24 protein-coding genes and 1 pseudogene are annotated in these 24780 nt (G+C 60.8%); 16 read left to right on the forward strand and 9 right to left on the reverse strand.

Going from position 1 to position 24780, the window contains the following annotated elements:
- A complete protein-coding gene (locus EAH78_RS23140) occupies positions 1–198 on the reverse strand; it encodes a cation transporter (protein WP_140669591.1) in 198 nt (65 codons plus the stop codon).
- 147 nt (positions 199–345) lie between these two features.
- Between EAH78_RS23140 and EAH78_RS23145 the strand changes: the two genes are divergently transcribed.
- The 3 genes from EAH78_RS23145 (at position 346) to cueR (ending at position 3772) form a co-directional block, all read left to right on the forward strand.
- Positions 346–729, forward strand: coding sequence for a hypothetical protein (locus EAH78_RS23145; protein ID WP_140669592.1), 384 nt, complete (start codon positions 346–348; stop codon positions 727–729).
- Between the two features lie 239 nt (positions 730–968).
- A complete protein-coding gene (locus EAH78_RS23150; protein WP_140669593.1) occupies positions 969–3359 on the forward strand; it encodes a heavy metal translocating P-type ATPase in 2391 nt (796 codons plus the stop codon).
- Positions 3359–3772 (forward strand): Cu(I)-responsive transcriptional regulator, encoded by a 414-nt coding sequence (cueR, locus tag EAH78_RS23155; protein WP_140669594.1) that lies wholly within the window; start codon positions 3359–3361, stop codon positions 3770–3772. Before EAH78_RS23150 ends, cueR begins: the two co-directional genes overlap by 1 nt.
- Here cueR and EAH78_RS23160 read toward each other — a convergent pair.
- A complete protein-coding gene (locus EAH78_RS23160; protein WP_140669595.1) occupies positions 3726–4943 on the reverse strand; it encodes an MFS transporter in 1218 nt (405 codons plus the stop codon). The genes cueR and EAH78_RS23160 overlap by 47 nt on opposite strands.
- Before the next feature lie 120 nt (positions 4944–5063).
- A complete protein-coding gene (locus EAH78_RS23165) occupies positions 5064–5957 on the reverse strand; it encodes a PA4780 family RIO1-like protein kinase (RefSeq protein WP_027921861.1) in 894 nt (297 codons plus the stop codon).
- Positions 5958–6483: 526 nt separating this feature from the next.
- On the opposite strand from EAH78_RS23165, the pseudogene EAH78_RS33435 reads away from it, so the two are divergent.
- Both EAH78_RS33435 and EAH78_RS33440 read left to right on the forward strand, forming a co-directional pair.
- Positions 6484–7491: pseudogene (locus EAH78_RS33435) on the forward strand (cache domain-containing protein); the annotation flags it as partial.
- Between the two features lie 129 nt (positions 7492–7620).
- Positions 7621–8349, forward strand: coding sequence for a methyl-accepting chemotaxis protein (locus EAH78_RS33440; protein WP_371258932.1), 729 nt, complete (start codon positions 7621–7623; stop codon positions 8347–8349).
- Between the two features lie 127 nt (positions 8350–8476).
- On the opposite strand, the gene EAH78_RS23175 is transcribed toward EAH78_RS33440, so the two are convergent.
- Positions 8477–9268, reverse strand: coding sequence for an AraC family transcriptional regulator (locus EAH78_RS23175; RefSeq protein WP_140669597.1), 792 nt, complete (start codon positions 9266–9268; stop codon positions 8477–8479).
- 192 nt (positions 9269–9460) lie between these two features.
- Positions 9461–10738, reverse strand: a complete 1278-nt coding sequence (locus EAH78_RS23185) for an acetyl-CoA C-acetyltransferase (protein WP_140669598.1) — start codon at positions 10736–10738, stop codon at positions 9461–9463.
- Positions 10739–11013: 275 nt separating this feature from the next.
- Here EAH78_RS23185 and EAH78_RS23190 point away from each other — a divergent pair, with 275 nt between their 5' ends.
- Together EAH78_RS23190 and EAH78_RS23195 are read left to right on the forward strand one after the other, a co-directional pair.
- Complete coding sequence (locus EAH78_RS23190) at positions 11014–12366, forward strand: 3-oxoacyl-ACP reductase (RefSeq protein WP_140669599.1); 1353 nt, start codon at positions 11014–11016, stop codon at positions 12364–12366.
- Between the two features lie 2 nt (positions 12367–12368).
- The gene (locus EAH78_RS23195; protein WP_140669600.1) at positions 12369–13223 is read left to right on the forward strand and encodes a MaoC family dehydratase; all 855 of its coding nucleotides are present in this window, start codon (positions 12369–12371) and stop codon (positions 13221–13223) included.
- Between the two features lie 127 nt (positions 13224–13350).
- Here EAH78_RS23195 and EAH78_RS23200 read toward each other — a convergent pair whose 3' ends face one another.
- Together EAH78_RS23200 and EAH78_RS23205 are read right to left on the reverse strand one after the other, a co-directional pair.
- Positions 13351–13758 carry a response regulator gene (locus EAH78_RS23200; protein ID WP_140669601.1) on the reverse strand — a complete coding sequence of 136 codons (408 nt, stop codon included), beginning with the start codon at positions 13756–13758 and terminating at the stop codon, positions 13351–13353.
- 68 nt (positions 13759–13826) lie between these two features.
- A complete protein-coding gene (locus tag EAH78_RS23205) occupies positions 13827–14102 on the reverse strand; it encodes a Flp family type IVb pilin (RefSeq protein ID WP_345789807.1) in 276 nt (91 codons plus the stop codon).
- 258 nt (positions 14103–14360) lie between these two features.
- Here EAH78_RS23205 and cpaB point away from each other — a divergent pair, with 258 nt between their 5' ends.
- The 9 genes from cpaB (at position 14361) to EAH78_RS23250 (ending at position 22643) form a co-directional block, all read left to right on the forward strand.
- Positions 14361–15305 (forward strand): Flp pilus assembly protein CpaB, encoded by a 945-nt coding sequence (gene cpaB / locus EAH78_RS23210; RefSeq protein ID WP_140669602.1) that lies wholly within the window; start codon positions 14361–14363, stop codon positions 15303–15305.
- A 21-nt stretch (positions 15306–15326) separates the two neighbouring features.
- Positions 15327–16589 (forward strand): type II and III secretion system protein family protein, encoded by a 1263-nt coding sequence (locus EAH78_RS23215; protein WP_140669603.1) that lies wholly within the window; start codon positions 15327–15329, stop codon positions 16587–16589.
- Complete coding sequence (locus tag EAH78_RS23220; RefSeq protein ID WP_140669604.1) at positions 16586–17776, forward strand: AAA family ATPase; 1191 nt, start codon at positions 16586–16588, stop codon at positions 17774–17776. Before EAH78_RS23215 ends, EAH78_RS23220 begins: the two co-directional genes overlap by 4 nt.
- Complete coding sequence (locus EAH78_RS23225) at positions 17773–19053, forward strand: CpaF family protein (protein WP_140669605.1); 1281 nt, start codon at positions 17773–17775, stop codon at positions 19051–19053. The genes EAH78_RS23220 and EAH78_RS23225 overlap by 4 nt, the downstream gene beginning before the upstream one ends.
- A gap of 9 nt (positions 19054–19062) precedes the next feature.
- On the forward strand, positions 19063–19947 hold the full coding sequence (locus tag EAH78_RS23230; RefSeq protein ID WP_140669606.1) for a type II secretion system F family protein: 885 nt from the start codon (positions 19063–19065) through the stop codon (positions 19945–19947).
- Positions 19944–20834, forward strand: a complete 891-nt coding sequence (locus EAH78_RS23235; RefSeq protein WP_140669607.1) for a type II secretion system F family protein — start codon at positions 19944–19946, stop codon at positions 20832–20834. The genes EAH78_RS23230 and EAH78_RS23235 overlap by 4 nt, the downstream gene beginning before the upstream one ends.
- 10 nt (positions 20835–20844) lie before the next feature.
- Positions 20845–21558 (forward strand): hypothetical protein, encoded by a 714-nt coding sequence (locus tag EAH78_RS23240; protein WP_140669608.1) that lies wholly within the window; start codon positions 20845–20847, stop codon positions 21556–21558.
- A 13-nt stretch (positions 21559–21571) separates the two neighbouring features.
- Positions 21572–21844 carry a DUF3613 domain-containing protein gene (locus EAH78_RS23245; protein ID WP_140669609.1) on the forward strand — a complete coding sequence of 91 codons (273 nt, stop codon included), beginning with the start codon at positions 21572–21574 and terminating at the stop codon, positions 21842–21844.
- A 421-nt stretch (positions 21845–22265) separates the two neighbouring features.
- Complete coding sequence (locus EAH78_RS23250; RefSeq protein WP_140669610.1) at positions 22266–22643, forward strand: DUF6124 family protein; 378 nt, start codon at positions 22266–22268, stop codon at positions 22641–22643.
- A gap of 767 nt (positions 22644–23410) precedes the next feature.
- Here EAH78_RS23250 and EAH78_RS23255 read toward each other — a convergent pair.
- Together EAH78_RS23255 and EAH78_RS23260 are read right to left on the reverse strand one after the other, a co-directional pair.
- Positions 23411–24190, reverse strand: coding sequence for a response regulator transcription factor (locus EAH78_RS23255; RefSeq protein WP_140669611.1), 780 nt, complete (start codon positions 24188–24190; stop codon positions 23411–23413).
- A gap of 114 nt (positions 24191–24304) precedes the next feature.
- On the reverse strand, positions 24305–24775 hold the full coding sequence (locus tag EAH78_RS23260; protein ID WP_140669612.1) for a prepilin peptidase: 471 nt from the start codon (positions 24773–24775) through the stop codon (positions 24305–24307).
- Positions 24776–24780: the final 5 nt, after the last annotated feature.

Raw genomic sequence — 24780 nt, forward strand, 5'->3', positions numbered from 1 at the left:
TCAGGCGATTTTGGCGTCGTAGCCTTCTTCGGTGATCGCGGCGATCACTTGCTCAGTAGTCAGCGCGCTCTCAACCCCGACTTCCCTGGCCGCCAGATCCACCCGCACGCTGGCCGCCGGATCCCTGGCTTGCAATGCCTGGGTAATGGCTTTGACACAGTGACCGCAAGACATGCCCTGAACGTTGAACACTTGCATGGTGTGGCTCCTTTATTGAGGTTGCGAGCAGTCTCGAGCTTGCCACCATGGCAAGGTCAAGTTCTTCAACAATCTGCCGGGCTGGCAATCGGCGTCGTGCTCGGCCAAGCTGCGTGCATCAATGACTCGATTTCAGGAGATTCAGCCATGCGCTGGTCAGCTCTCAGCCTGTTTGGCTTGCTCAGCCTCTTTGCCGCGACACCTTCGGTTCAAGCTTCCGGGGAGGACTATGGCGTACTGATCATTTCCCGCGAGCGCCTGGAAGTCGCGACCTCCTGCGAAATCGGCGTGTATATCCAGGATCAACTGTCCGCACGGCTATTTCAGGAACAAAGCACCTCGTTCAACCTGCCGCCGGGCAATGTGTCCCTGCGCCTCAAACTGCTGCCGGGCCAAGTGCCGGGTTGCAACCCGGGCATGCTCGCACCGGGCTCGCAGATCATTTCGCTCAAGGCCGGTGATGTCCTGAAGTTCCGGATTGCGATGACGCAGGAAGGGATGTACTTAAAGCCTGCGGCTCTCGAATACTGACATTCACCTTTTATGTTGGATGACAGGGCCCCTTCGCGAGCAAGCCTGCTCCCACATTTGACCGAGTTTTTTCAGACAGGACTCGATCGAATGTGGGAGCGGGCTTGCTCGCGAAGGGGGCAAACCGGTCTTCTTGCTCACCTCATATCCGGCCCCCCCAGTAACTTTTAGATTGGTGCTTGACCTTGCCAGCATGGCAAGGTTGATCCTGTAGGCCTCTACTACAGGGAGTGCGACCGATGTCCGAATCCACCACGTTCGATCTGCCGATTGCCGGCATGACCTGCGCCAGTTGTGCCGGGCGTGTCGAGCGCGCCTTGAGCAAAGTCATCGGCGCCACCGCCGTCAGCGTCAACCTTGCCACCGAACAGGCCCGCGTCCAAGCGCCCAGCGACAGCTTGCCCGCGTTAATGGACGCTGTTGAACAGGCCGGTTACAGCGTGCCCCGGCACAGCCTGGAACTGAGCATCGACGGCATGACCTGCGCCTCGTGCGTCGGCCGGGTCGAACGTGCTCTGGCCAAGGTGCCGGGGGTCCAGAGCGTCAGCGTCAACCTGGCCAACGAACGCGCCCACCTCGAACTGCTCGGCCAGATCGATCCACAGACCTTGATCGCGGCGGTAACCAAAGCCGGTTACGTCGCCAGCGTCTGGGAAGTCGAACACCCACCCACCGACACTCAACAACAGCGCCTGCACCGTGAGCGTTGGGCATTGATCATGGCGATCATCCTGGCCGTGCCGCTCGTGCTGCCGATGCTGCTGCAACCGTTCGGCGTGCACTGGATGCTTCCCGCCTGGGCGCAATTCGCCCTGGCAACGCCGGTGCAATTCATCTTCGGTGCACGTTTTTATGTGGCGGCCTGGAAAGCCGTGCGCGCCGGGGCCGGGAATATGGATTTGCTGGTCGCCCTCGGCACCAGCGCGGGTTACGGCCTGAGTCTTTACGAATGGGCCACCGCCGCCGGGCGCATGCCGCACCTGTATTTTGAAGCCTCGGCCGTGGTGATTGCCTTGGTGCTACTGGGCAAATACCTGGAAAGCCGCGCCAAGCGCCAGACCGCCAGCGCCATTCGTGCCCTCGAAGCCTTGCGTCCGGAGCGGGCGATTCAGGTGATCGAGGGTCGCGAGCAAGACGTCGCCATCAGTGCCCTGCGCCTCAATGACCTGGTCATGGTCAAACCCGGTGAACGCTTCCCGGTGGACGGTGAAGTGGTCGAAGGCCAGAGCCACGCCGACGAAGCGCTGATCAGCGGTGAAAGCCTGCCGGTGCCCAAGCAACCGGGAGACAAGGTCACCGGCGGCGCGATCAACGGTGAAGGACGATTATTGGTTCGCACCCAGGCCTTGGGCGCGGAAACCGTGTTGGCGCGCATCATCCGTCTGGTCGAAGACGCCCAGGCCGCCAAGGCGCCGATCCAGAAACTGGTGGATAAAGTCAGCCAAGTGTTCGTGCCCACCGTTCTGTTGATCGCGTTGGCGACGCTCATCGGCTGGTGGCTGTACGGCGCGCCGATTGAAACCGCGTTAATCAATGCCGTCGCGGTGCTGGTGATTGCCTGCCCATGCGCTTTGGGACTGGCCACACCAACAGCCATCATGGCCGGGACCGGCGTGGCGGCACGTCACGGGATTCTGATCAAAGACGCCGAAGCGCTGGAACGCGCCCACGAAGTCAGCGCTGTGGTGTTCGACAAGACCGGCACGCTGACCTCCGGCGCACCGCGCATCGCGCATTTGACGGCCATCGACGGCGACGAAGCCGCCCTGCTGAAAATGGCCGGCGCGCTGCAACGGGGCAGCGAACACCCACTGGCCAAGGCAGTGCTGGACGCCTGCGCCGAACGCGGTTTGACCGTGGCGGATGTCGGCGACAGTCAATCGCTGACGGGGCGAGGCATCGCCGGCACGCTTGAGGGTCGTCGACTGGCATTGGGCAATCGTCGTCTATTGGACGAAAGTGCTTTAAACGCCGGTTCGTTAGCGGACTCGGCAACCGCCTGGGAAACCGAAGGCCGAACCCTGTCCTGGCTGATCGAACAAAGCCCTGAATCGAAAGTGCTCGGCCTCTTTGCCTTTGGCGACACCCTCAAACCCGGCGCACTGCAAGCTGTGCAACAGCTCAACGCGCGGCACATCAGCAGCCACCTGCTGACCGGCGACAACCGTGGCAGTGCCAAAGTGGTGGCCGAGGCTCTTGGTATCACCGATGTGCACGCCGAAGTGCTGCCCGCCGACAAAGCCGCCACCGTCGTCGAACTGAAAAAAAACGGCGTGGTGGCGATGGTCGGTGACGGCATCAACGACGCTCCGGCGCTGGCGGCGGCGGACATCGGCATCGCCATGGGCGGCGGCACCGATGTTGCGATGCACGCGGCCGGGATCACCCTGATGCGCGTTGATCCACGGTTGGTGCCGGCGGCGCTGGAGATCAGCCGCAAGACGTATGCGAAGATCCGGCAGAACCTGTTCTGGGCCTTCGTCTATAACCTGATCGGCATTCCGCTGGCAGCGTTCGGCTTCCTCAACCCGGTGCTGGCCGGGGCGGCCATGGCGTTGTCGAGCGTCAGCGTGGTGAGCAATGCGTTACTGTTGAAAACCTGGAAGCCCAAGGACCTGGAGGACAACTGATGAACATCGGTCAAGCAGCCCGTCAATGCGGGCTGAGCGCGAAGATGATCCGTTACTACGAGTCCATCGGCCTGCTCAAGGCCGCCCATCGCACCGACAGCGGCTACCGCGTTTATGGCGACGATGACCTGCACACGCTGGCCTTCATCAAGCGCTCCCGGGACTTGGGGTTTTCCCTGGAAGAAGTCGGCAAGCTGCTGACCCTCTGGCAGGACCGCCAACGCGCCAGTGCCGACGTGAAGGCCCTGGCCCGTCACCACATCGACGAGCTGAACCAGAAAATCCGTGAACTCGGCCAGTTGCGCGACACCCTGCAAGACCTGGTCGAGCATTGCCAGGGCGACCATCGCCCCGACTGCCCGATCCTCAAGAACCTGGCGTCGGGCTGCTGCGCCGAACCTGTTCGCTCCTGATCGCCAGGCCCTTCAACACCAGCAACGTGGTGAGGGGAATGCCGTGGAACAGCAACACCACCGCGCCCGGCGTCCACCACGAATAAAACGGCGCGGCGATCAACATGCCGACGCCGAACCCGGTCATTTGCAGCAAGGTCAGCAAGCTGAAAATCGGCAAACGCAGAGCGTCCGGCTCACGTTGCAGACGCGACATCAGGCCGACTTCCGAGAAGCCGTCACCCAACCCCGCCGGCAACGAAAACAACAGCAAACCGAAAAGGGTCTGCTGCTGAAACGTCAGGATGAAGCCGCAGGACATCAGCAACACCCCGAAGAAAAATCGCCGTTCCAGATGGATGTTGTCCGAGCCTTTGAGGCGACTGGCGATTCGCGCACCGATCAGTTTGCCAATGGCCCAGACCGCCAGCATCAGGCCCAGCGTGGTGCTGGCCGATTCGGGGGTCAGCAGTCTGGAAATAATCGGCAAGCCCACGTTGTGCGCGGCACTGCCAAGGGTATCGGCCATGGTCACCGTGAGCATCGCGGCCACCACCGGCGCGCTGCGCAGCCCTTGGCGCAGGGCCGTCCATTCGCCTCCCTTGTGGGACGATTCATCACTGGCCAGCGGGATGGAGAAGCGCAGCGGCAGGATCAACAACGCGGCCAACAGGTACGTCACCACGTTCAGCGCAAACACCGTTTCAAACCCCAACGCCGCCACCAATAGCCCCGCCACCAGACTGCCGCCGACCATGGCGGCCGAGGAGGCAGAGGTGATCCAGGCGTTGGTCTTGAGCAGCTGTTCGCCTTCAATCAAGTGCGGCAGCTGACTGTTCAGGCCGATGGCAAACATCGAGTTGCCCAAGCCCAGGCCAAACGCGATAACAGGGAGCAGCAACGCCTGTTGATCAACCGGCAGCACTAGCAGCAAACCAAGCAATCCTGCACGCAACAGGTCGAAGGCGATCAACGGCATGCGCCCGCCCCAGCGGCGGTAGAACGCGGTGCCGATCAGACTGGCGAAAATCCCGCCGCCGACACGGCTGGCGAGGAAGATGCCGACACTCATGGCGCTGTTACTGAGCAGGTAAACGTAAGTGGCCAGGGCGACCATGTTGAGGAAAGCGCCAAAGTCCGAAACCAGACGGGCGGCGATGATCAGTCGGGCGTTGCGGGTGGAGGTGTTCACATTCAATCCTTGAGTGTGGAGGGTATGGCAGTTGTGGATTGTCTGGTCTGACGCCATCGCGGTTCCACAAATAAAGCCTCTACAAAAAACCCGGCCGAAGCCGGGTTTTTGTTTAGCCCATCACTGCATCCAGGGCGGAGGCGGTTCTTCGGCTTTGCTCGGTGGCGCATCGTCAGCAGCGCGGATCGCTTGCTTACGTTCTTCGTCCAGCCGTGCGGCCTCGATTTCACGCATGATCCCGCCAACGTCGGCCAACTCTTCCGGCTCGTCGAACTCGCCGGTCAAGATACTGGCCGGGTGCAAGGTGCCGGCTTCGTACAACGCCCACATTTCCTTGGCGTACTTGGTCTTTTTCAACTCCGGCGCAAACCGCCCGAAGTAGGACGCCATGTTGCCCACGTCCCGCTCCAGCATGTTGAACGCGTGGTTGTTACCCGCCGCATCCACTGCTTGAGGCAAGTCGATGATGACCGGGCCGTCCGGGGTCAACAGCACGTTGAACTCCGACAGGTCACCGTGTACTAGACCGGTACACAACATCAGCACGATCTGCGAAATCAGGAACGCGTGATATTCACGGGCCTGATCCGGCTCCAGCACCACGTCGTTCAGACGCGGCGCGGCATCGCCGTATTCATCGGCCACCAGTTCCATCAGCAGCACGCCTTCGAGGAAGTCATACGGCTTGGGTACCCGCACACCGGCACCGGCCAGACGGAACAGGGCCGCCACTTCGGCGTTTTGCCAGGCGTCTTCGGTTTCTTTCTTGCCGAACTTGGAGCCCTTGGCCATGGCGCGAGCCTGACGGCTGTTGCGCACCTTGCGGCCTTCCTGATACTCGGCCGCCTGACGGAAACTGCGTTTATTCGCCTCCTTGTAGACCTTCGCGCAACGTAACTCGTTGCCGCAGCGCACCACATAAACAGCTGCTTCTTTACCACTCATGAGTGGGCGCAGCACCTCGTCGACCAGACCGTCCTCGATCAGGGGTTCAATGCGTTTTGGAGTCTTCATCAGCTTTTATTGTGGGTCCTTTATTACCAAACACGCGAAAGTCATTCGTTATACGGCAATCCACTCGTTCGGGGGAGGGGTTGCCGACCTATGAACGTCGTGATGCACACAATGTGCCGGATTAATCGCTCATCCGCCGCCGGTCGTCAATGACCGTCGCAGATCATAGCTGAGCCGACGACATGCGTAAGCGAATGGTTTTGAGGGCATTTACGACAGAAGCTGACATCTGAATTCGCACCCTTCGTAGGATTTTTCCAAACAGGCCTAAATTTCCCCCACCAGCAGCCGAAGTCCTCAGTGACAAAAGGTATTTGTCCGACAATCGTTCCTACAAAAAACGACGGCGCACTCACGGACCCGAGACAAAAGACAACGTTTTCGGCTGCCAATATTCCGCGAGTCATCTGCACTGCGTGGGCCTACAAGAAAATCTGGAGCGCGGATGAACATCAAACAGAAGTTGACCTGGGCGTTTGCAATCATCGCCTGCTTGCCCGTGGTGCTGGTCGCCACCCTGGTTGTGATGAACTTGCGCAGTGACGCCAAGGAGAGTTTCGTCGACGGCAGCGGCCGCGAAATTCGTCAGGTCAGCAACGCTATGCAACTGTTTTTCGACGGCATCAGCCAGAACGTTGACTACCTGGCCAAACAACCGCTGATCAAAAACTCCGACGACAGCCTCAAGACCTACATGAGCGCCAACGCCGAGAGCATCCCGCAAGGCGAGATGGACAAAAAAGTCTTCGACCTGCTGCAGGACCTGGGCAACAGTCACCCGTCCTACGCCTATGCCATTCTCGGCACTGCGGCCGGCGGTTATGTGTCGTGGCCAGACGACCCGAAGATGAATAATTACGACCCGCGCCAACGCCCCTGGTACAAAGCCGCCCAGGCCAAACCGGGAAAACCGTTTCGCACCGAGGCCTATTATTGGGCTCAGGACGACGCGACCTACGTCAGCACCGTGCGCACTGTCGACAACAAATTGGGCACTAACGGCGGCGTGGTCAGTATCGACGTGACGCTCAAGCAGCTCACCGAAATCGTCAAGCAGATCAAGCTCGGTGAAACCGGCTACCTGATGCTGCTGGAAAACACCGGCACCGTGCTGGTCGACCCGAAGCAACCGGAACACAACTTCAAGCCACTGAGCAGCCTCGGCGAGGGTTACGCGCAACTGGCCAAGGCCGGCAAAGGCCTGGTGGAAGTCGAACTCAACGGCGAACGCTACATGGCCAACGTCTGGCCGTCGGAGCAACTGGGCTGGACCTTCATCGGCCTGATCAAACAAAACGACGTGATGAGCTCGGCCACCCAACTGACCTGGCTGATCGCAATCATCGCCGCCGTACTGGCCGTGTTCTTCGCCATCCTCGGCGCCAGTTTCGCCAGCGTCATCGTGCGACCGATCCGCAGCGTGGCCAGCGGCCTGGAAGGCATCGCGCAAGGCGAAGGCGACCTGACCAAGAACCTGGAAATCCGTGGCAGCGACGAAACCGCGCAACTGGCCAGTTGGTTCAACCAGTTTTTGACCGCGATTCGCAACCTGATTCAAAGCATTGGCGGGGCCGCGACCAAGATTCTCGCCACGTCCAAGAGCTCGACCCAGGTCTCCCACGACATGGCTGAAGCCGCCGGGCGCCAGCGTGAAGCGGTGGACATGGTGTCCACGGCGTTCCACGAAATGGTCGCCACGGCCAACGAAGTCGCGCGCTCTTGCAGCCAGGCGGCGGACTCTGCCGACAGTGGCCAGCGTCAGGCACGCGAAGGTCAGCAGCAGATTGATGCCGCGGTGAGCAGCGTTGATCGCTTGAGCCAGGAAATTGAACAATCGGCGCAGTCGATGCAGCAACTCGAGCGCGACAGCAACGACATCCAGTCGATCCTCGGGACCATCCGCTCGATCGCCGAACAGACCAACCTGCTGGCGCTGAACGCGGCCATTGAAGCGGCACGTGCCGGTGAGCAAGGTCGCGGGTTTGCGGTCGTGGCCGATGAAGTGCGGGCACTGGCCAAGCGCACGGCGGACTCCACGGCGGAAATCGACGGTTTGCTCGGCAACCTTGCCAAACGCACCAGCCAGGTGACTCAACAGATGCATGCGAGCCTGGAAGTGTCGCAGCAGTCGGTGAGCCGCATCGGCGAAGCGCGCAACAGCTTCGGGCTGATTCGCGAATCGGTGGACGTGATACGCGACATGAACACACAGATCGCGACAGCAGCCGAAGAGCAGCATCACGTGGCCGAAGACATCAACCGGCACATCAGCCAGATCCATGGCGATGCGCAATTGGTCGCGGAACTGGCGAACTCGGCGCGCCTGGATTCGCAGAGCCTGGCCGGGCTTTCGAATGAACTGGACGGGTTGGTTCGACGCTTCAAAACCTGATCTCAATAACACCGCATGTAAAATGTGGGAGCGGGCTTGCTCGCGAAGGCGGAGTTTCAGTCGACATCTTCATTGACTGACACACTGCCTTCGCGAGCAAGCCCGCTCCCACACTCGATCTGCGGTGTTACTGTTTGAAGAGTTCGCCAGGGGTAAACCCGAACAGGCTTTTGAACGCCGCAATAAACGCCGACGTCGAGTCGTACCCACACGCCAGCGCGGCATTGGTCACGCTGTCGCCCTCCTCCAGCAAACTCAACGAAGACAACAGCCGCATCCGTTGTCGCCAGCCGCGAAAGCTCAAACCCGTCTCGCGCTGAAACAGGCGCATCAGCGTCTTTTCCGACGTACCCAAGCGCTCCGCCCACGCCTGCAACGTCACGTTCTGCTCTGGGCTTTCAATCAACTCGTTGCACAGTCCCAGCAGCCGCTCATGCCGTGGCAGCGGCAGAGAAAAACCCACTTCCGGCAAGTTCGCCAACTGATCCAGTAACACACCCACCAACCGCGCTTCCTGGCTGTCGCCCTGCGGATACTCCACGGGCAGCAAGCAAAAACTCTTGATCAGCTCCCGCGCCAACGGCGTGACTTCCAGCACCCGACAGCGACCGTCCGCCCACTCACAATCCTCGCGGCGCACGTACAGGCTGCGCATTTCGGCGCGCATCGAGGTCACGACTTGATGTTCAAGGTCCGCCGGAATCCAGATGCCCCACTGCGGCGGCGCATAGAAACTGCCTTCGGCGGTGTGAACACCGAGGACGCCGCTGATGGCGTAGGAAAACTGCACCCAATCGTGGCGATGGGGCGGCGTCCAGGAACCGGCGTTCAGGCTTTCTACCCGGGCGAATAGCGGACGAGGCAAGGTCGACAGGGTCGGGATTGTTCGTTCGAGGGAAGTTTGTCCGTTAGTCGGCATCAACAAGCCTTATATCGCATGAGGGCTGATGGGGCCGACGTTAGGCCAAGTAGCGGATCCATACAAATCTATTTGATGCCCAAAAATCTAATGTGGGAGCGGGCTTGCTCGCGAATGCGGTGTGTCATTCAGCTTAATTGTTGACTGACATACCTCATTCGCGAGCAAGCCCGCTCCCACAGGGGGACAGTCTCAACGCTCGATAATGGCCGTGACGCCTTGGCCGCCCGCCGCGCAGATTGAAATCAATCCCCGGCCCTTGCCCGCCGCGTCCAGCAACTTCGCGAGATTGGCGACAATGCGCCCGCCGGTCGCCGCAAACGGATGCCCGGCCGCCAGTGAACTGCCTTTGACGTTGAGGCGGCTGCGGTCGATGGAGCCCAACGGCGCATCAAGCCCCAGACGGGTTTTGCAATACTCAGGATCTTCCCAGGCCTTCAACGTGCAGAGCACCTGCGCGGCGAAGGCTTCGTGAATTTCGTAGTAATCGAAATCCTGCAAGGTCAGGCCATTACGCGCCAGCAAGCGCGGCACTGCGTAGACCGGCGCCATCAATAGGCCTTCGGCACCGTTGACGAAATCCACCGCCGCCGCTTCGCCATCGCGCAGATACGCGAGGATCGGCAAGCCACGTTCCTTCGCCCATTCTTCACTGCCCAACAGCACCAGCGACGCACCGTCGGTGAGTGGCGTCGAGTTGCCCGCCGTCATCGTGCCCTTGGCGCTTTTCTCGAAGGCGGGTTTCAGCTTGGCCAGTTGTTCCAGGGTCAGGTCCGGGCGCAGGTTGTTGTCGCGGGTCAGGCCGAGGAAGGGCGTCATCAAGTCGTTGTGCCAGCCTTCGGCGTAGGACGCGGCCAGGTGGTGATGGCTTTCCAGCGCCAGTTGATCCTGCTCCTCGCGGGGGATGTTCCAGGTCTGCGCCATCAGCTCGCAATGTTCGCCCATGGACAAGCCGGTGCGCGGTTCGCCGTTGCGCGGGAATTCCGGAATCAGATGCCGGGGGCGCAATTGCAGGAATGTTTTCAATTTGTCGGCGGTGGTCTTGGCGCGATTGGCTTGCAGCAAAATCTTGCGCAAGCCTTCACTGACGCTGATCGGCGCATCGGAGGTGGTATCGACACCGCCGGCAATGCCGCAATCGATTTGCCCCAAGGCAATTTTGTTTGCCACCAGCAACGCCGCTTCCAGCCCGGTGCCGCACGCCTGCTGAATGTCATAGGCCGGCGTTTGCGGCGACAGCCGCGAGCCGAGCACGCATTCACGAGTCAGGTTCATGTCCCGCGACAGTTTGAGCACCGCCCCCGCGACCACTTCACCCATGCGCAGGCCGTGCAGGTTGTAGCGTTCGATCAAGCCTTCGAGCGCTGCGGTGAGCATCGCCTGGTTACTGGCGGTGGCATACGCCCCGTTGGAGCGGGCGAAAGGAATACGGTTACCGCCGATAATCGCGACGCGGCGCAGCTGAGTCATGAAAAGCTCCTTCTAAATTATTCAAATTGAAAACTGATCCCCTGTGGGAGCGGGCTTGCTCGCGAAGAGGCCGGCACATTCAACATTTCTGTTACCTGACACACCGCCTTCGCGAGCAAGCCCGCTCCCACAGGTTCTGCATTCCCCAGCAAGTTCTGCTAAACCCAAGCTCCAACTACTCTGCACTGTTCAAGCGTAGGCCTTATCTCGTGGATCGAACGACTGATTGCCATTCGTGGTCCACACTTTGAACCCCAGCCGCCGGAGCACGTTCCATGTCAGACCGTTATATCGACTTCGCCAATTCGTCCATCGGCCATCGCCTGGTCGGGGCTTTGGGTTTGCCGTCGCCGGTTCGCCTGGAACGCTGGCAGGCAGGCCGGCTGCGACCTGTCGAAGGGGCGTTGTTAATCGGTGGGGGGCCGCTGGTAGAGAAAGTCAGTGCTTTCGCCAATCGCCTGACCGACGCGATCTACAGCTATGGCACCGAGCCGTCGCTGGCCACCGCGTGGATTCCCGGCCACGGTCCGAAACTCAAAGCCGTAGTGTTCGACGCCAGTCATTTGGTGCAGACCGATCAGCTCAAACAACTGCGCGAATTCTTCCAGCCGCTGATGAAAAACCTCGACCACAGCGCGCATCTGGTGATTTTGGGTCGTGCGCCGGAGACATTGAGCGACCCCTTCGCCGCCAGTGCCCAGCGCGCACTGGAAGGCTTCAGCCGTTCGCTGGCCAAGGAACTGCGCAGCGGTGGCACGTTGCAGCTGATCTATGTCGGCGAGGGTGCAGACGATCAGTTGGAAGGACCGCTACGGTTTTTCCTCTCACCAAAAAGCGCGTTCGTGTCCGGGCAAGTGATTCGTTTGAAAACGTGCGCCACGCCCGTTCAGGACTGGACGCGACCGCTGGCAGGACGCAAGGCGTTGGTGACCGGCGCCGCGCGTGGCATTGGCGCCTCGATTGTCGAGACCCTGGCCCGTGACGGCGCCGAGGTGATTCTGCTCGACGTGCCACCGGCCAAAACCGATCTCGACGCCCTCGCCGCACGTCTCGGCGGGCGCAGCATCACCCTCGACATTTGCGCCGAAGACGCCGCTGCACAATTGGTCGAACACCTGCCCGACGGCGTCGACATCGTGGTGCACAACGCAGGGATCACCCGCGACAAAACCCTGGCCAACATGACCCCGGAATTCTGGGACGCGGTGCTCGCGGTCAACCTCAACGCGCCACAAGTGCTGACCAAGGCCCTGCTCGACAGCGGCACCCTGCACGACAACGGCCGGGTGATTTTGCTCGCCTCCATCAGCGGCATCGCCGGCAATCGCGGGCAAACCAATTACGCGGCGAGCAAGGCCGGGCTGATTGGCCTGGCGCAAGCCTGGGCGCCGACGCTGGATCAGCGCGGCATCAGCATCAACGCGGTGGCGCCGGGGTTTATTGAAACGCAGATGACCGCGCACATTCCGTTCGGCTTGCGTGAAGCGGGCCGGCGCATGAGCTCGCTCGGCCAGGGCGGCTTGCCGCAGGACGTCGCCGAAGCCGTGGCGTGGCTGGCGCAACCGGGCACCGGCGCGTTTACCGGCCAGGCGTTGCGGGTCTGTGGACAAAGCGTTCTGGGGGCCTAGCGATGATCACCGACTGGCACACACTCAACCGCGAACCGAGCCTGCCGGCGTTGTACGTGCGAGCGGCGACGCGACGCAAAATCACCGGCACCACCTTGCCCGACACCGGGTTGCACTGTTGGGTCAATGTCGATCCCAAACGCCTGGCGGCGTATCGCAACGTCTGCGGATTTGCCGACAACGGTTTGCTGCCGCCGACCTATCCGCACATCCTCGCGTTTGCCTTGCAGATGCAATTGCTCACCGCCAGGGAATTTCCGTTCCCCCTGTTGGGGCTGATACACCTGAGCAACCGTATTCGCGTGTTGCGCCCTATGGGCGGTGTGAATCGGGTACGCGTCAGCGTCCAGGTGCAGAATCTGCAACCGCATGCCAAGGGGGCGACGTTCGATCTGCTGACCACGCTGGACGATCAATTGGGGACGCTCTGGGAAGCGCAAAGCCAGATGCTGTGCCGGGGCGTCAAACTGGACGGCGAACCGGTCGAGGAGGTGTTGGCCTCGACGCTGAAGATGATGGAAATGAGCCGCTGGAAAGCGCCGGCCGACATTGGCCGCCAGTACGCCAAGGTGTCCGACGACTACAACCCGATTCACTTGAGTGCTGTCAGCGCGAGACTGTTTGGTTTCCCCACCGCCATTGCCCATGGGTTATGGAACAAGGCGCGGACGTTGGCGGCGCTGGCTGATCATTTGCCGACGGCGAACATCGAGATTGCCGTGCAGTTTCGCAAACCGGTGCGGTTGCCCAGCGAGGTGGCGTTGATGGCGAGTGCGACGGGGTCCAGTGGGGACTTTCGGTTGGTGGGGGTTGGGGATCTTGAGCACATGGTCGGGCATTGGCGGCCCGTGGCTTGATGCCGGGCAAAAAATCTTGGGTGAGTTTGAAATGGCGATCGCGAGCAGGCTCGCTCCTACAGGTGATTTGCGTATCCACACAAATCCCCTGTAGGAGCGAGCCTGCTCGCGATCGCGGTCGTCCTGACTAAGAAGACTGAACCAGAGGCTGCGGAAACAGGTTATCCAGCGTCTCCAGCAACCGAACGTGATAAATCGGCTTGCGAAACAAGTCGAGCACCTGCAAGCGCAGCATGTCGCTGACGTCTTCCATGTCCGCATGCCCCGACGTGACGATCACCGGCAAATGCTGACGCGAGGTGTGTTCGCGCAAACGCTTGATCAGTGACATGCCGCTTTCCTCCGGCATGCGCAGATCCGTGATCACCAGCCCAATGTCCGGATGGCGGGTCAAGTGCTGCAAAGCGAGCTTGACCGACGTTGCGGTAAAACAGCAAAAACCCTCCCCTTCCAGCAACTCCGCCAGTTCCATCAACGCATCCTCCTCGTCATCGACCAGGAGAAGCTGTTGGCGTGGGTGTGCGGGCGCATTCATGAGGGTTTCCTGCAATGGACCAGGCGATGACGTTAGAACCACTCAGGCTAGTTGGCAAACAGCAATGATCAAGGTCCAGGCAGTACAGCTTTGATGCTGGCGGTAAGCGAAGTAAAAGCGCTCGTAATGGAGCCCATGAAAACGCCCACAGCCACCGCCGCAAGACCCGCGATGATGGCGTATTCGATACCCGAAGCGCCTTCGGTGTCTTTGGCCAGGTTGTAGTAGAACGCGATCTCACTCTTGATGTGCTGGACAGCGCTTTTAAAGGACATGACGACTTCTCCTAAAGACTGCGGGTGTTGCGCGGCCGCAACATGATTCCCCTGTGCCAGCATCAGCATTGTCGGCATTTCCCAACCCAACAACTGTAAGAACGTATTAATACGAAAGTAGTAACCCACCCGTTTTCGGCAAAAAAACGGGGTTTGGCGGTTCAGTCACCCACTTTCGTCGGTTTTTTTGCCTGCCAGTAATGGCGTTTTGCTCTAGCTGCACTACCTTCAAATAGCGAAATAGTTCCATGTATTTAAATGCTTTTTTGGGAATCTATCTCGTTCGAAACGGTACGGATCATCGACAGCAGGAAAGGGAGAGCCCTCATGAACAGCCGTGTCACCCTGGGATTGGCCGGGTTGTTTCTGGTGGGTGCCGTCATTGCCGGTTACTGGGGACTTGCACTGAGCCGTGAACCCGCTCTCCAGCCTGCCGCGCCACCTGTCGTTAACACAGCGCCAATCGCTCCAGCCCCTGTGCCAGTGGACGATCCCACCCGCCAACCGGTGGTGGTCCTGCTGCACGACATAGCACCCTTCGTTCAAATCACCGCTGCCGACGTCACGCTCGAAAAACTACGTACCGCCCCGGCCGGCAGTCTGACCACGCTTGAGCAAGCGATTGGCCGTAAGCCGTGGCACGCCCTCACCGCCGGCACCTGGCTCAGCGATCAAAGCTTCGAAACCGGCAGCGCGCTGTCACGGATGATCCGCCCGAATGAACGCGCGCTTGCAGTCGCGGTGGATGAAGTGACCAACGCCGGCGGACAACTGAGCCCAGGCGATTATGTCGACGTGATGCTGTTCCTGCGCGTCGACGCCAATAACACTCAGCAGTCAGCCCAGGTGGTGGTCCCGGCGTTGCGATTACTCGGGGTCGGCGAACAGCTGGGGCTGACCAACGACGGTCGCCCCGCCAACCCGGCGCGCAGCACTGAAGAACAACTCAAGCAGGACCAACTGCGTGCCAATGCCCGCTCGGTGTTGCTCGCCGTTCCCGAACCCTTGCTGAGTCGCCTGACGCTCGCGGCCCAAGCCGGTACGTTGCGCCTGGCCGTGCGCAGCGCCGAAGAGAAACGCCTGGCGCATTACTGGGCCGGCGAAAGCGCTTCGCCGGCCAATCTCGCCAGCGCCAATCGCGACCTCGTGCAATTTAGTCAACTGGCCCTCGTCGGCACCCCCAAACCCCTCACCCTCGGTGCCAGTCCGGCACCGCAGAAAAAAGGCGTGGAAGTCATTCGCGGCAATCAGATCACTCAACAAACTCCCTGAATTGAGCAAGGACGCATCTACATGCGCAGAAGTACCATGTTCATGTTTCAAGGCCTGCTCTGGGGCTCGCTGCTGAGCAGCGTGCCATTGACGGCAACCTTTGCGGCCACCGGTAACTGTGCCGCACTCGGCCAATTGCCGGCGACACTGGAAGTCGGCGAAGGCTTGCAGCAGGAAGTGCAATCACCGGTGGCGATTACCCGGTTGGCCGTGGGTGACCCGAAAATCGCCGACGTGCGGGTCAACGGTAACCAGGCCTTCCTGCTCACCGGCATGTCGCCCGGCGCCACCAGCCTGATGGTCTGGACGGCCTGCGCCAGCGCCCCGCGTCAAAGCATGGTGTTCGTGAAAGGTCGGGCCACGGCGGCCATGACCGGCAGTTCTTCCCTGCCCTCCCAGGACCCGTTGCTACCGTCGCAAGTGCAGACCGACATTCGCTTCGTCGAGGTCAGCCGGACCAAGCTGAAAGAAGCCAGCACCTCGATCTACGGCAAAAACTCGAACTTCCTCTTTGGCTCCCCCGGCACCGTGCCGAACACCGCCGTAACCCCGCGAGTGCTGCCATTGCGCAACATCGATCCACGGATCGCCGTGCCGAGCATTCCGCTGGCCAATGACATGTTCAACATCGTCGCCGGCGGCGGCAACTTCCTCGCGATCATCAACGCCCTGGAAGGCAGCGGCTTCGCCTACACCCTGGCGCGGCCGAGCCTGGTGGCGATCAGCGGGCAGAGCGCGAGTTTTCTTGCGGGCGGCGAAATCCCGATCCCGGTGCCGAGTGCCAACAGCAACAGCTACTCCATCGAGTACAAGGAATTCGGGGTCCGCCTGACGCTCACGCCAACCGTGGTCAGCAACGATCGCATCGCCCTGAAAGTCGCGCCGGAGGTCAGCGAACTGGATTTCGCCAACGCCGTCACCATCGGTGGCACCACGGTCCCGGCGTTCACCATTCGCCGCACCGACACCAGCATCTCCCTGGCCGATGGCGAGAGTTTTGTCATCAGCGGTTTGATCAGCACGCAAAACACTTCCCAGGTCGACAAGTTTCCGGGGCTGGGGGATATCCCGGTCCTCGGCGCCTTTTTCCGCAGTTCATCGATCAGGCGCGAAGAGCGTGAACTGCTGATGATCGTCACGCCGCACCTGGTTCAACCGCTGGCCGTCAATGCACCACTGCCATCGTTGCCCGGTGAACAATTGCGCAACTACGACCCCGGTTTTTATCGCATGTTCTTCCTCGAAGACGGCAACTTCGATAAACGCAGCGGGTTATCGCAATGAGCCAGAACCTGAGCCAGACCTTCCTCGCGATTACGCGCAACGACACTGACCTTGAGTGGCTGCAAGGCGCCCTCGCCCCGTTGGGCCAGGTGGTCAGCGCCGGCGGCGGCAGCCTCGACGAACTGTTGGCGCTGGTCGACGTCACCTTCGCCAGCCTCGTGTTCGTCGGGCTGGACCGCGAACACGTGGTGGCGCAAAGCGCGCTGATCGAAGGGGCGCTGGAAGCCAAGCCGATGCTGGCGATCGTGGCCTTGGGCGACGGCATGGACAATCAGCTTGTGCTGAATGCGATGCGTGCCGGCGCGCGGGATTTTGTCGCCTATGGCTCACGCTCCAGCGAAGTTTCGGGGCTGGTGCGCCGGCTCGGCAAACGCCTGCCAACGGTGGCGCCGAGCACCCAGCTCGGTGGCCTGACCGTGCTCTACGGTGCGCAAACCAACGCCGACGGTGCGCTGATCGCCAACCACATGGCACAAGTGGTGCAGAAAAGCGGCCAGCAAACCTTGTTGCTGGACCTGGGTTTGCCGCGCGGCGACAGCCTGGCGTTGCTCGGGCTGGAGAGCTCGTTTCATTTCGGTGACGCCGTGCGGCATTTGCGGCGCCTCGACGCCACGCTGATCGACAGCGCATTCACCAGCAATGAGACGGGACTGCGAATCCTCGCCTACGCCAGCCACGATGAACCACTGGAGCGCACCAGCGCCGCCGAGTTGTACATGCTGCTCAGCGCCCTGCGCCAACACTTCCAGCACATCGTGGTGAACCTCACCGGCCAGCCGGACAGCGAAGCGCTGCGCACCTTTGTCAGCCATTGCGACAAGCTGCTGTGGTACACCGACCAGAACGTGCTCGACTGCCGGCGCAACCTCGCGGTGCTCAACCTGTGGCGCGAAAAAGGCCTGAAGCTCGATCACGCCCGGTTACTGATTGACCGCTACCTGCGCAATGTCGCTCCCGACGCCGACACCCTGGGAAAAAGCTTTGGCATGGAAGTCCTCGCGATTCTGGCCTTCAGCCCGGAAGTGCGCCTGAACGCTAAAAACCAGGGCGTGAGCCTGTTCGAACTGGCCCCGCGTGAAGGCCTGACCCAAAGCCTGCGCACCCTTGGCGAACGCCTGGCCAAACGCTCCGAAGGCCTGGCCAAACCCAAGACCGGCTGGTTCAACCGGCTGAGGGGTGCGCAATGAGCACGGAAAAACTCTTCGGCGCCCCGGCGCGCACGTCGGCCGGCAACTCGGACCACGAAGGTCTGAAACTGGTGCTGCACCGCTACATCATCGACGCCATCGAAGAGTCCGGAAAAAACCTGCTGGAAGGATCGAGGCCGGCGCTGTCGCAGTTCGTCATCGACAAAGTGGCCGAATACATCGCCCGGTTGCACTTGGCGATTTCCCGATATGAAATGGAGCGCCTGGCGGAAGAACTGGTCGACGAGCTCACCGGTTTCGGCCCGCTGGAAGTGCTGCTGCGCGACCCTTCCGTAACCGAAATCCTGGTCAACGGACCGCACCGGGTGTTCATCGAGCGCGATGGCGTGCTGCATCAAAGTGACTTGCGTTTCATCGATTCGCACCACGTCGAACGCGTCATGCAACGCATCCTCGCGCCCCTCGGCCGACGGCTCGATGAATCCTCGCCGATGGTCGATGCGCGCCTGCCCGATGGCAGTCGTGTCAACGCGATCATTCCGCCGATTGCCCTCGACGGCCCGTGCCTGTCGATTCGGAAATTCCGTAAGGACATGCTCAAAAGCACCGACCTGATGGCGATGCAAACCATCGATCAGGCGATCTACGACTTCATTCAGGAAGCCGTGGGCAAGCGCTGCAACATCCTGATCAGCGGCGGCACCGGCACCGGCAAAACCACGTTGCTGAACATTCTCAGCCAGTTGATCAACCCGCATGAACGCCTCGTCACCATTGAAGACGTGGCCGAATTGCAACTTGGCCACCCGCACGTCGTGCGTCTCGAAACCCGGCCGCCGAATGCCGAGGGCCATGGCGAAGTGAAGTCCAGCGACCTGATCCGCAACGCCCTGCGGATGCGCCCGGACCGGATCATCCTCGGCGAAATTCGCGGCGTCGAAGTGCTCGACGTCCTCACCGCCATGAACACCGGCCACGACGGTTCGATGAGCACCGTACACGCCAACAATGCCCAGGACGCGCTGCTGCGCCTGGAAACACTGGTCGGCCTGACCGGCCGCACCATCGCTGAAAAGACCTTGCGCCAGATGATTTGCGCCGCGCTGGACGTGGTGATCCAGCTCACTCGCCTGCCCGACGGCCGCCGCTGTGTCAGTGAGGTGGTGGAAGTGGTCGGGGTGCGCGAAGACGTGTACGTCACCAATACATTGTTCAGGCTGGACCGTCGCACCGGTTTTGGTTTTATGCGCGAGGCGGTCAATCCCGCCGGCGACAAACTGCGCCGCGAGTCGGCGCTTGTTTCCTCACCGCACTGAGGCCACGGCATGCTCAAACCGGCGCTGCTGATTCTCGTTTGCCTGATCCTGTTCGGGCTATCGATCCGCTTGTTGCTCCGCGGGCTGCGCCAGACCGGGACCGAACGCGTGCTGGGGCGCCTGACCCAAGGGCAACCGCAGATCGTCGTCGAGAAAACGTCCTGGGCCGGACCGGAGCGGGCGTTTTTGCGCGCCGGTCTCGGGCGTCCCTCCGAACGATTGGGGCGCTGGCTGTTGCTGTGGGCCCTCGCTATTTTGTCGGGTTTTGTCGTTGGGGGCTGGATCGGTGCATTGGTGTTTGTACTGGCGCCGCCGTTGCTCCTGCGGCTGTATGTCAGTTGGCGTTATCAGCGTCGACTCAAGCGCATGATCGAGCAACTTCCGCCGTTGCTTGATCACACCGTGCGCAGCCTGAAATCCGGTCGAACCCTGGCCGATGCCCTGCTCGGTGCCATAGAGGCCGCCGACGACCCGCTGAAAAATGCCATGGGCCGGGTTCAGCGCAACGTGCAGTTGGGCGTCAGCCTGCCTGACGCCGCATCGGACTTCGCCGAGTTGTATGAGAGAGATGAACTGCGCCTGCTTGCCCTGGGTTTGAAGGTCAATCATCGCTACGGCGGCAATGCCAGTGAACTGCTGGAGAACTTGATCAAGATGATCCGCGAGCGCGAGCAGGCCGCCCGCCAGCTCAGCGCCATGACCGGTGAAACCCGTGTAACCGCTTGGGTGCTGGGCATTTTACCGATAACGATGGCCGGCTATTTTCTGGTCGCCAACCCCACCTACTTCCTCGCGATGTGGCACGACAGCTCGGGACAAATCATGCTGGCGACAGCGTTCGGCCTACAGGTAGTGGGCAGCCTGGCGCTCTGGCGCATGTTGCGCAGCGTATGAAAATACCTCTGTTGATCAGCGCGCTGTTGTTTTTGGGGGCCACGCTGTTGTTGCTCAGTGGCCTGCTGGACCAGCGCCGGCGGGCGCGTCAGGTGGCCCAGCGGCTCGACGGCAAACCGCTCGGCCACAGTCAGCTGGGTCTTTTGTTGCAGGCGTTGGGCAATAGCCGGATCGGTCAGCGCTCGGTCAATCTGGACAACGAAACCCAGACACTGCTCAACCGCCTGGGTTGGCGCAGCGCCCGCCGGCGCTCGCTGTTCGCCGCCTTTCAGGTGGGCGTGCCGGTGCTGGTACTGGCTTTGAGTCTGTTGTTTCAGGGGCTGTTTTACCCCAACGTGGAAAACCACTGGATCACCCCGCTGTTTGCCACGGCCATCGGCTATTTGCTGCCTAAACGTTTACTCGCCGCTGCTTCGCAACGTCGACAAAAACAGTTGGCACTGGAAGTTTCCACCTTCATCCCGCTGCTGCGCATCCTGTTCGAATCGGGCATGGCGGTAGAGCAGTCGTTGCGTGTCCTGAGCACCGAAGGCAAACAACTCATGCCCGCGCTGACCCATGAACTGCGCCTGGTACTGGCCCGTGTCGACTCCGGCCTGGAACTGGGCGAGGAACTGCACAAGGTCAGTCGTTTGCTGGCGGTCGATGAATTCACCGACACCTGCGTGATCCTTGAACAGTTGATCCACCAGGGCGGCGGCGCGATGAAATCCCTGCTGACGCTCAAGCAATTATTCGATGACCGGCGCCTGACGCGCCTGCAGGAATACATCTCCAAGATGTCCGCCAAAATGTCCGTCGTGATGATGCTGTTTCTCTTCCCGGCGTTATTGATCGTACTGGCCGGCCCGGGCTTCACCGCCCTGGCCCACGCCATTGGTTCGTAGAGGGATCCTGATGAAAGCAATGATTGCCGGTTTGAGTTTGCTGTTATTGGGCGGTTGCGCCACCGAGGGCCAGGCACCGTGGAACGCCCTGACCAGCAGCGCCAGTTGCAGCAAATTGAGTGCCGATGAACAGCTGAAATTGAACCTGGCCGACGACATGGCCAACGACGGCAAACTGCACGCCAGCCTGGCCAACCTGCAAAGCCTGCCGGACAACGTGGCCGACGTCCGCCTGCGCCGGGCCAAGGTCTACCGCCTGCTGGGCCGCAGCGAAGCCGAGCCGTTATACCGCAGCCTGCTCGGCACCTGCATGGCCGCCGAAGCCGAACACGGCCTGGGCCAACTCGCCGCCACCAAGGGCGACAACGGCCTGGCCCAGGCCCACCTGCTGCGCGCCGCACGGCTGGCGCCCACCGACGACAAAATCCGCAACGACCTCGGCGTGGTGTACCTCAATCAACTGCGCGTCGACGATGCACGCTTCGAATTCCTCACCGCCATGGAACTCAAGCAAGGCGATCCACTGGCCGCGTTGAACATGGTGACGCTGCTGATCTACCAGGACGACTGGAGCCGCGCCGCCGAACTCGTCAGCCGCCTCGGCCTCAGCCCCGCCCAAGTCACCGAAGCCCAGGAACGCGCACAAAAACTCAAGACCCCGGGCAAGACAGGCCCGATTCCCGCGAACCAGGTCGCCGTAGTCGCGACGCCGAGCCTTCAATAGGGAGTCCTTTGCGATGAAACCAATCGTCCTCTGCTGCCTCGGCCTGCTGGCCCTGCCCCTCACCGCCCATGCGCTCGACGGTCGCTCCTCGCCGCAACAGGCGGAAACCGAAGGCTGGCTGCAACTGCAAAGCAGCAACAAGGCCGCTTCGCAGAAACCACAGACCTCGACGGCGACTGAACGGGAGTTGAGCATGCAGCGCTGGTTGAAGAGTTATGAACACGAGATCCCACAGTTTTTTGATCAGAATCAGGGGGGGACGGTGAGCAGTGGGTCGGGGGGGTAGGTCTTGGTTTTTTTTGTGTCTGGTTTGCCGCCTTCGCGAGCAGGTCGAATCGCCGCACCGTCGCTCCCACATTTCGAGTGGGATCAGTCTGAAAATTTACGCGGGTCCTACAGCCGGGACGGTTTTTGAGGCAGATTCCGACAGGTTGTGTCGGTTGTTGGGTCAGACGGGAAATGGGTAGGCTTTGGGTGTCGCTGGCACTTCAGCGATCGGGCCTGGAAAACCCGAAGATAGGATTACAGCACATGACATAATGCGGCGTTTTTTCAGCTCCGCGATTTAAGTTATGGCGGCTGTGCGTGGGAGACCTTCGGGTCTGCCGGGTTTGATCCTTCTCGGTTTTTCCAGTCCGCGTACAGCTGCCACCCTTCCGTCTGGAAAACGGAAAGTGGCAGCTCCTCGACTCTAAGGATCTTTGCCAATGATTAAAGAAACTCCAAACCCTCCGGAAACCGACGACGTTTCCCCCTACGAATCCGTCGATTCCAAAAAATTTCACGACGCCGCCGAACGCGCGCTGAATCACTACCTCAACCCCGCGGCCCTGAAATCACCACCCACCCGCAAACCCAGTACGATGTTCCTCCTCGCACCGGACCTCAAGCACGAGGACCTGCTGGCCCACACCTGTGAATCCCTGGCCCAGGCCAGCGTAATGGCCGGCGATTTTGCCGCCTACCTGGAAGGCCCGCATCGCAACACGGCCATGGCGATCCAGCAAATTGTCATGCTCGCCGAACTGGCGGCAAACCGGATGATGGACAACCTGGAAATCCCCAAACCCGCGCCACATCGCTAATCCCCCGGCAGAAATCCATCCCCCTGTAGGAGTGAGCCTGCTCGCCAAATCGGTAGGTCAGACAACATTGATGTTGAATGTTAAATCGCATTCGCGAGCAGGCTCGCTCCCACAATTGGATTGGGTACACCTGATGGGGATTGGTTGGCTGTGATGCCGTCTTCGCGAGCAAGCCCGCTCCCACAGTTTGATCTGGGTACATCTGATGGAGAATGGTCGGCTGTCAGGCCGCCATCGCTGGCAAGCCAGGCTCCCACAGTTTGATCTGGGTACATCTGATGGAGAATGGTCGGCTGTCAGGCCGCCATCGCTGGCAAGCCAGGCTCCTACAATTGATCGGCGCACAGCCGTTGCTCCTCACCACTCAACAGGCCGAGCGTTAGCTCGCCTGCAGCTTTTGATCTTGATTCACCCGCCCCCTCGGTAGGCTGAGTGGAGGTGTGCATCCGGGGAGTGGCGCGCAGCGCCGTTCGACGCAGTCGAACACGCTGCATGTAGGTCGTAGCGAAGCAGACCGGAGGGCAGTGTCCCCGGATGGATACCGGAGCGAAGGAACGCCGAGCCTAGGCGAGGGGCCGGACGCTCGGGGCGAGACCTTTGGTTACTTTGGGGCGTTTGCCAAAGTGACACGCCGTAAGGGCGGAACCATTAGTGGCCGTTACCGCAGGAATGGATATGTACACCAAGCAAGAGAATGGTCGGCCCTAAGGACGCCTTCGCGAGCAAGCCCGCTCCCACAGTTTGAACGGTGTACACATCAAGAAGAATCAGTGAGCCGTGACCCGCTGGCGCATCCCCGAATTGCCGGGCGACAACGCCAACGCCAACTGCGTCCGGTTATGCATATGCGTCAACCGCAACACCTGCGACACATACAATTTCACCGTGTTCTCGGTAATCCCAAGCTCACAGGCAATCTGATAATTGGTCTGCCCCTTGCCCACCAACCGCGCCACATCCAACTGACGAGGCGACAACTGATTGAAAATCGCCGGCATCTCCACCCGATCCACATCACCAACCTCAGCATCGGCAACATCCGCCTGCGGACCACGTCGGACCTTATCCAGATCCTGATACAAATCATCGATCGACTCGGACAGATACTGCAGCTTCTGATTCAAATGCCCCAGCGCCAGATTTTTTTGCCGTTCCTGCAACGCCACTTCCTGACGCTGAACCCCTTCCAGCAACTCACCCAGATCGACCGGCTTTTGATAGTAATCAGCAAACCCGGCCCGCAGCGCCTTGATCACATCCTGCTTGTCCGCACGCCCCGTCAGCATGATGGCTTCAAACGCCCGGTGCTTGCCAGACAACCGCTGCAACGCCTGAACCAGTTCAATCCCGTCCAGCCCAGGCATCTGCAAATCGCACAGCACCAGGCCGATATCCAGATCCTCCTCAAAGCGCTCGACCGCCTGCTGGCCGGACTCACACGCAATACAGCCATAGCCCTTGCTCTGGAGGAATTCGCACAACTCCTCCACGATCAAAGGCTGATCATCGACCACCAGGATTTTTACCGCAGACGTAAACTTATTCACGCGCCACTCCATGCTCAGGCCAACGCAAACCACTCCTGTACCGACAGCCCCAGGCTGTACAACCAGTGATTTGAAAGTAGACGCACTTTCTGACTCTGTACATAGAACGGGCGACTAGTGAATCCAGGCGAAGGTGAACAACAACCCCACCAACACAAAGGGCGCAAATGGCGGCTTCCTTGACACTCCCGGCTCCAGGTATCGAAGACGACTTCTAAGCCCTTGACCCAAATGAAGCCAGACTCTTGGCGCCACCAGCAGCCATAAAATACTGGCCAGTGCGGCGCCGATAAAGCTGCCCAGCAGGTGCATACCGTCCGTCGCAAGCCCCAGGGCGCCCATCAGTTTTACATCGCCTGCGCCCATGCGACGCAGCGCATAACCGGGCAAGGTGAAGGCCAGCGCCAGCAACAACGCCCAACCGCCCTGCGCGGCCTCGGCGCCCAGCCAGGTGGTGTCGGTCCACAGCAGCCAGGTCAGCGCCAACACACCTGCGCCGAGGGTCAGGCTGTTGGCGATGTGCTTTTCCCGGGCGTCCTGTGCGGCGCAGAGCGTCAGCCAGATCAATAAAACAAAGCTTTGCATGCGGT

The sequence above is a fragment of the Pseudomonas arsenicoxydans genome (assembly GCF_006438915.1).
GTDB classification, from domain to species: Bacteria; Pseudomonadota; Gammaproteobacteria; order Pseudomonadales; family Pseudomonadaceae; genus Aquipseudomonas; species Aquipseudomonas arsenicoxydans_A.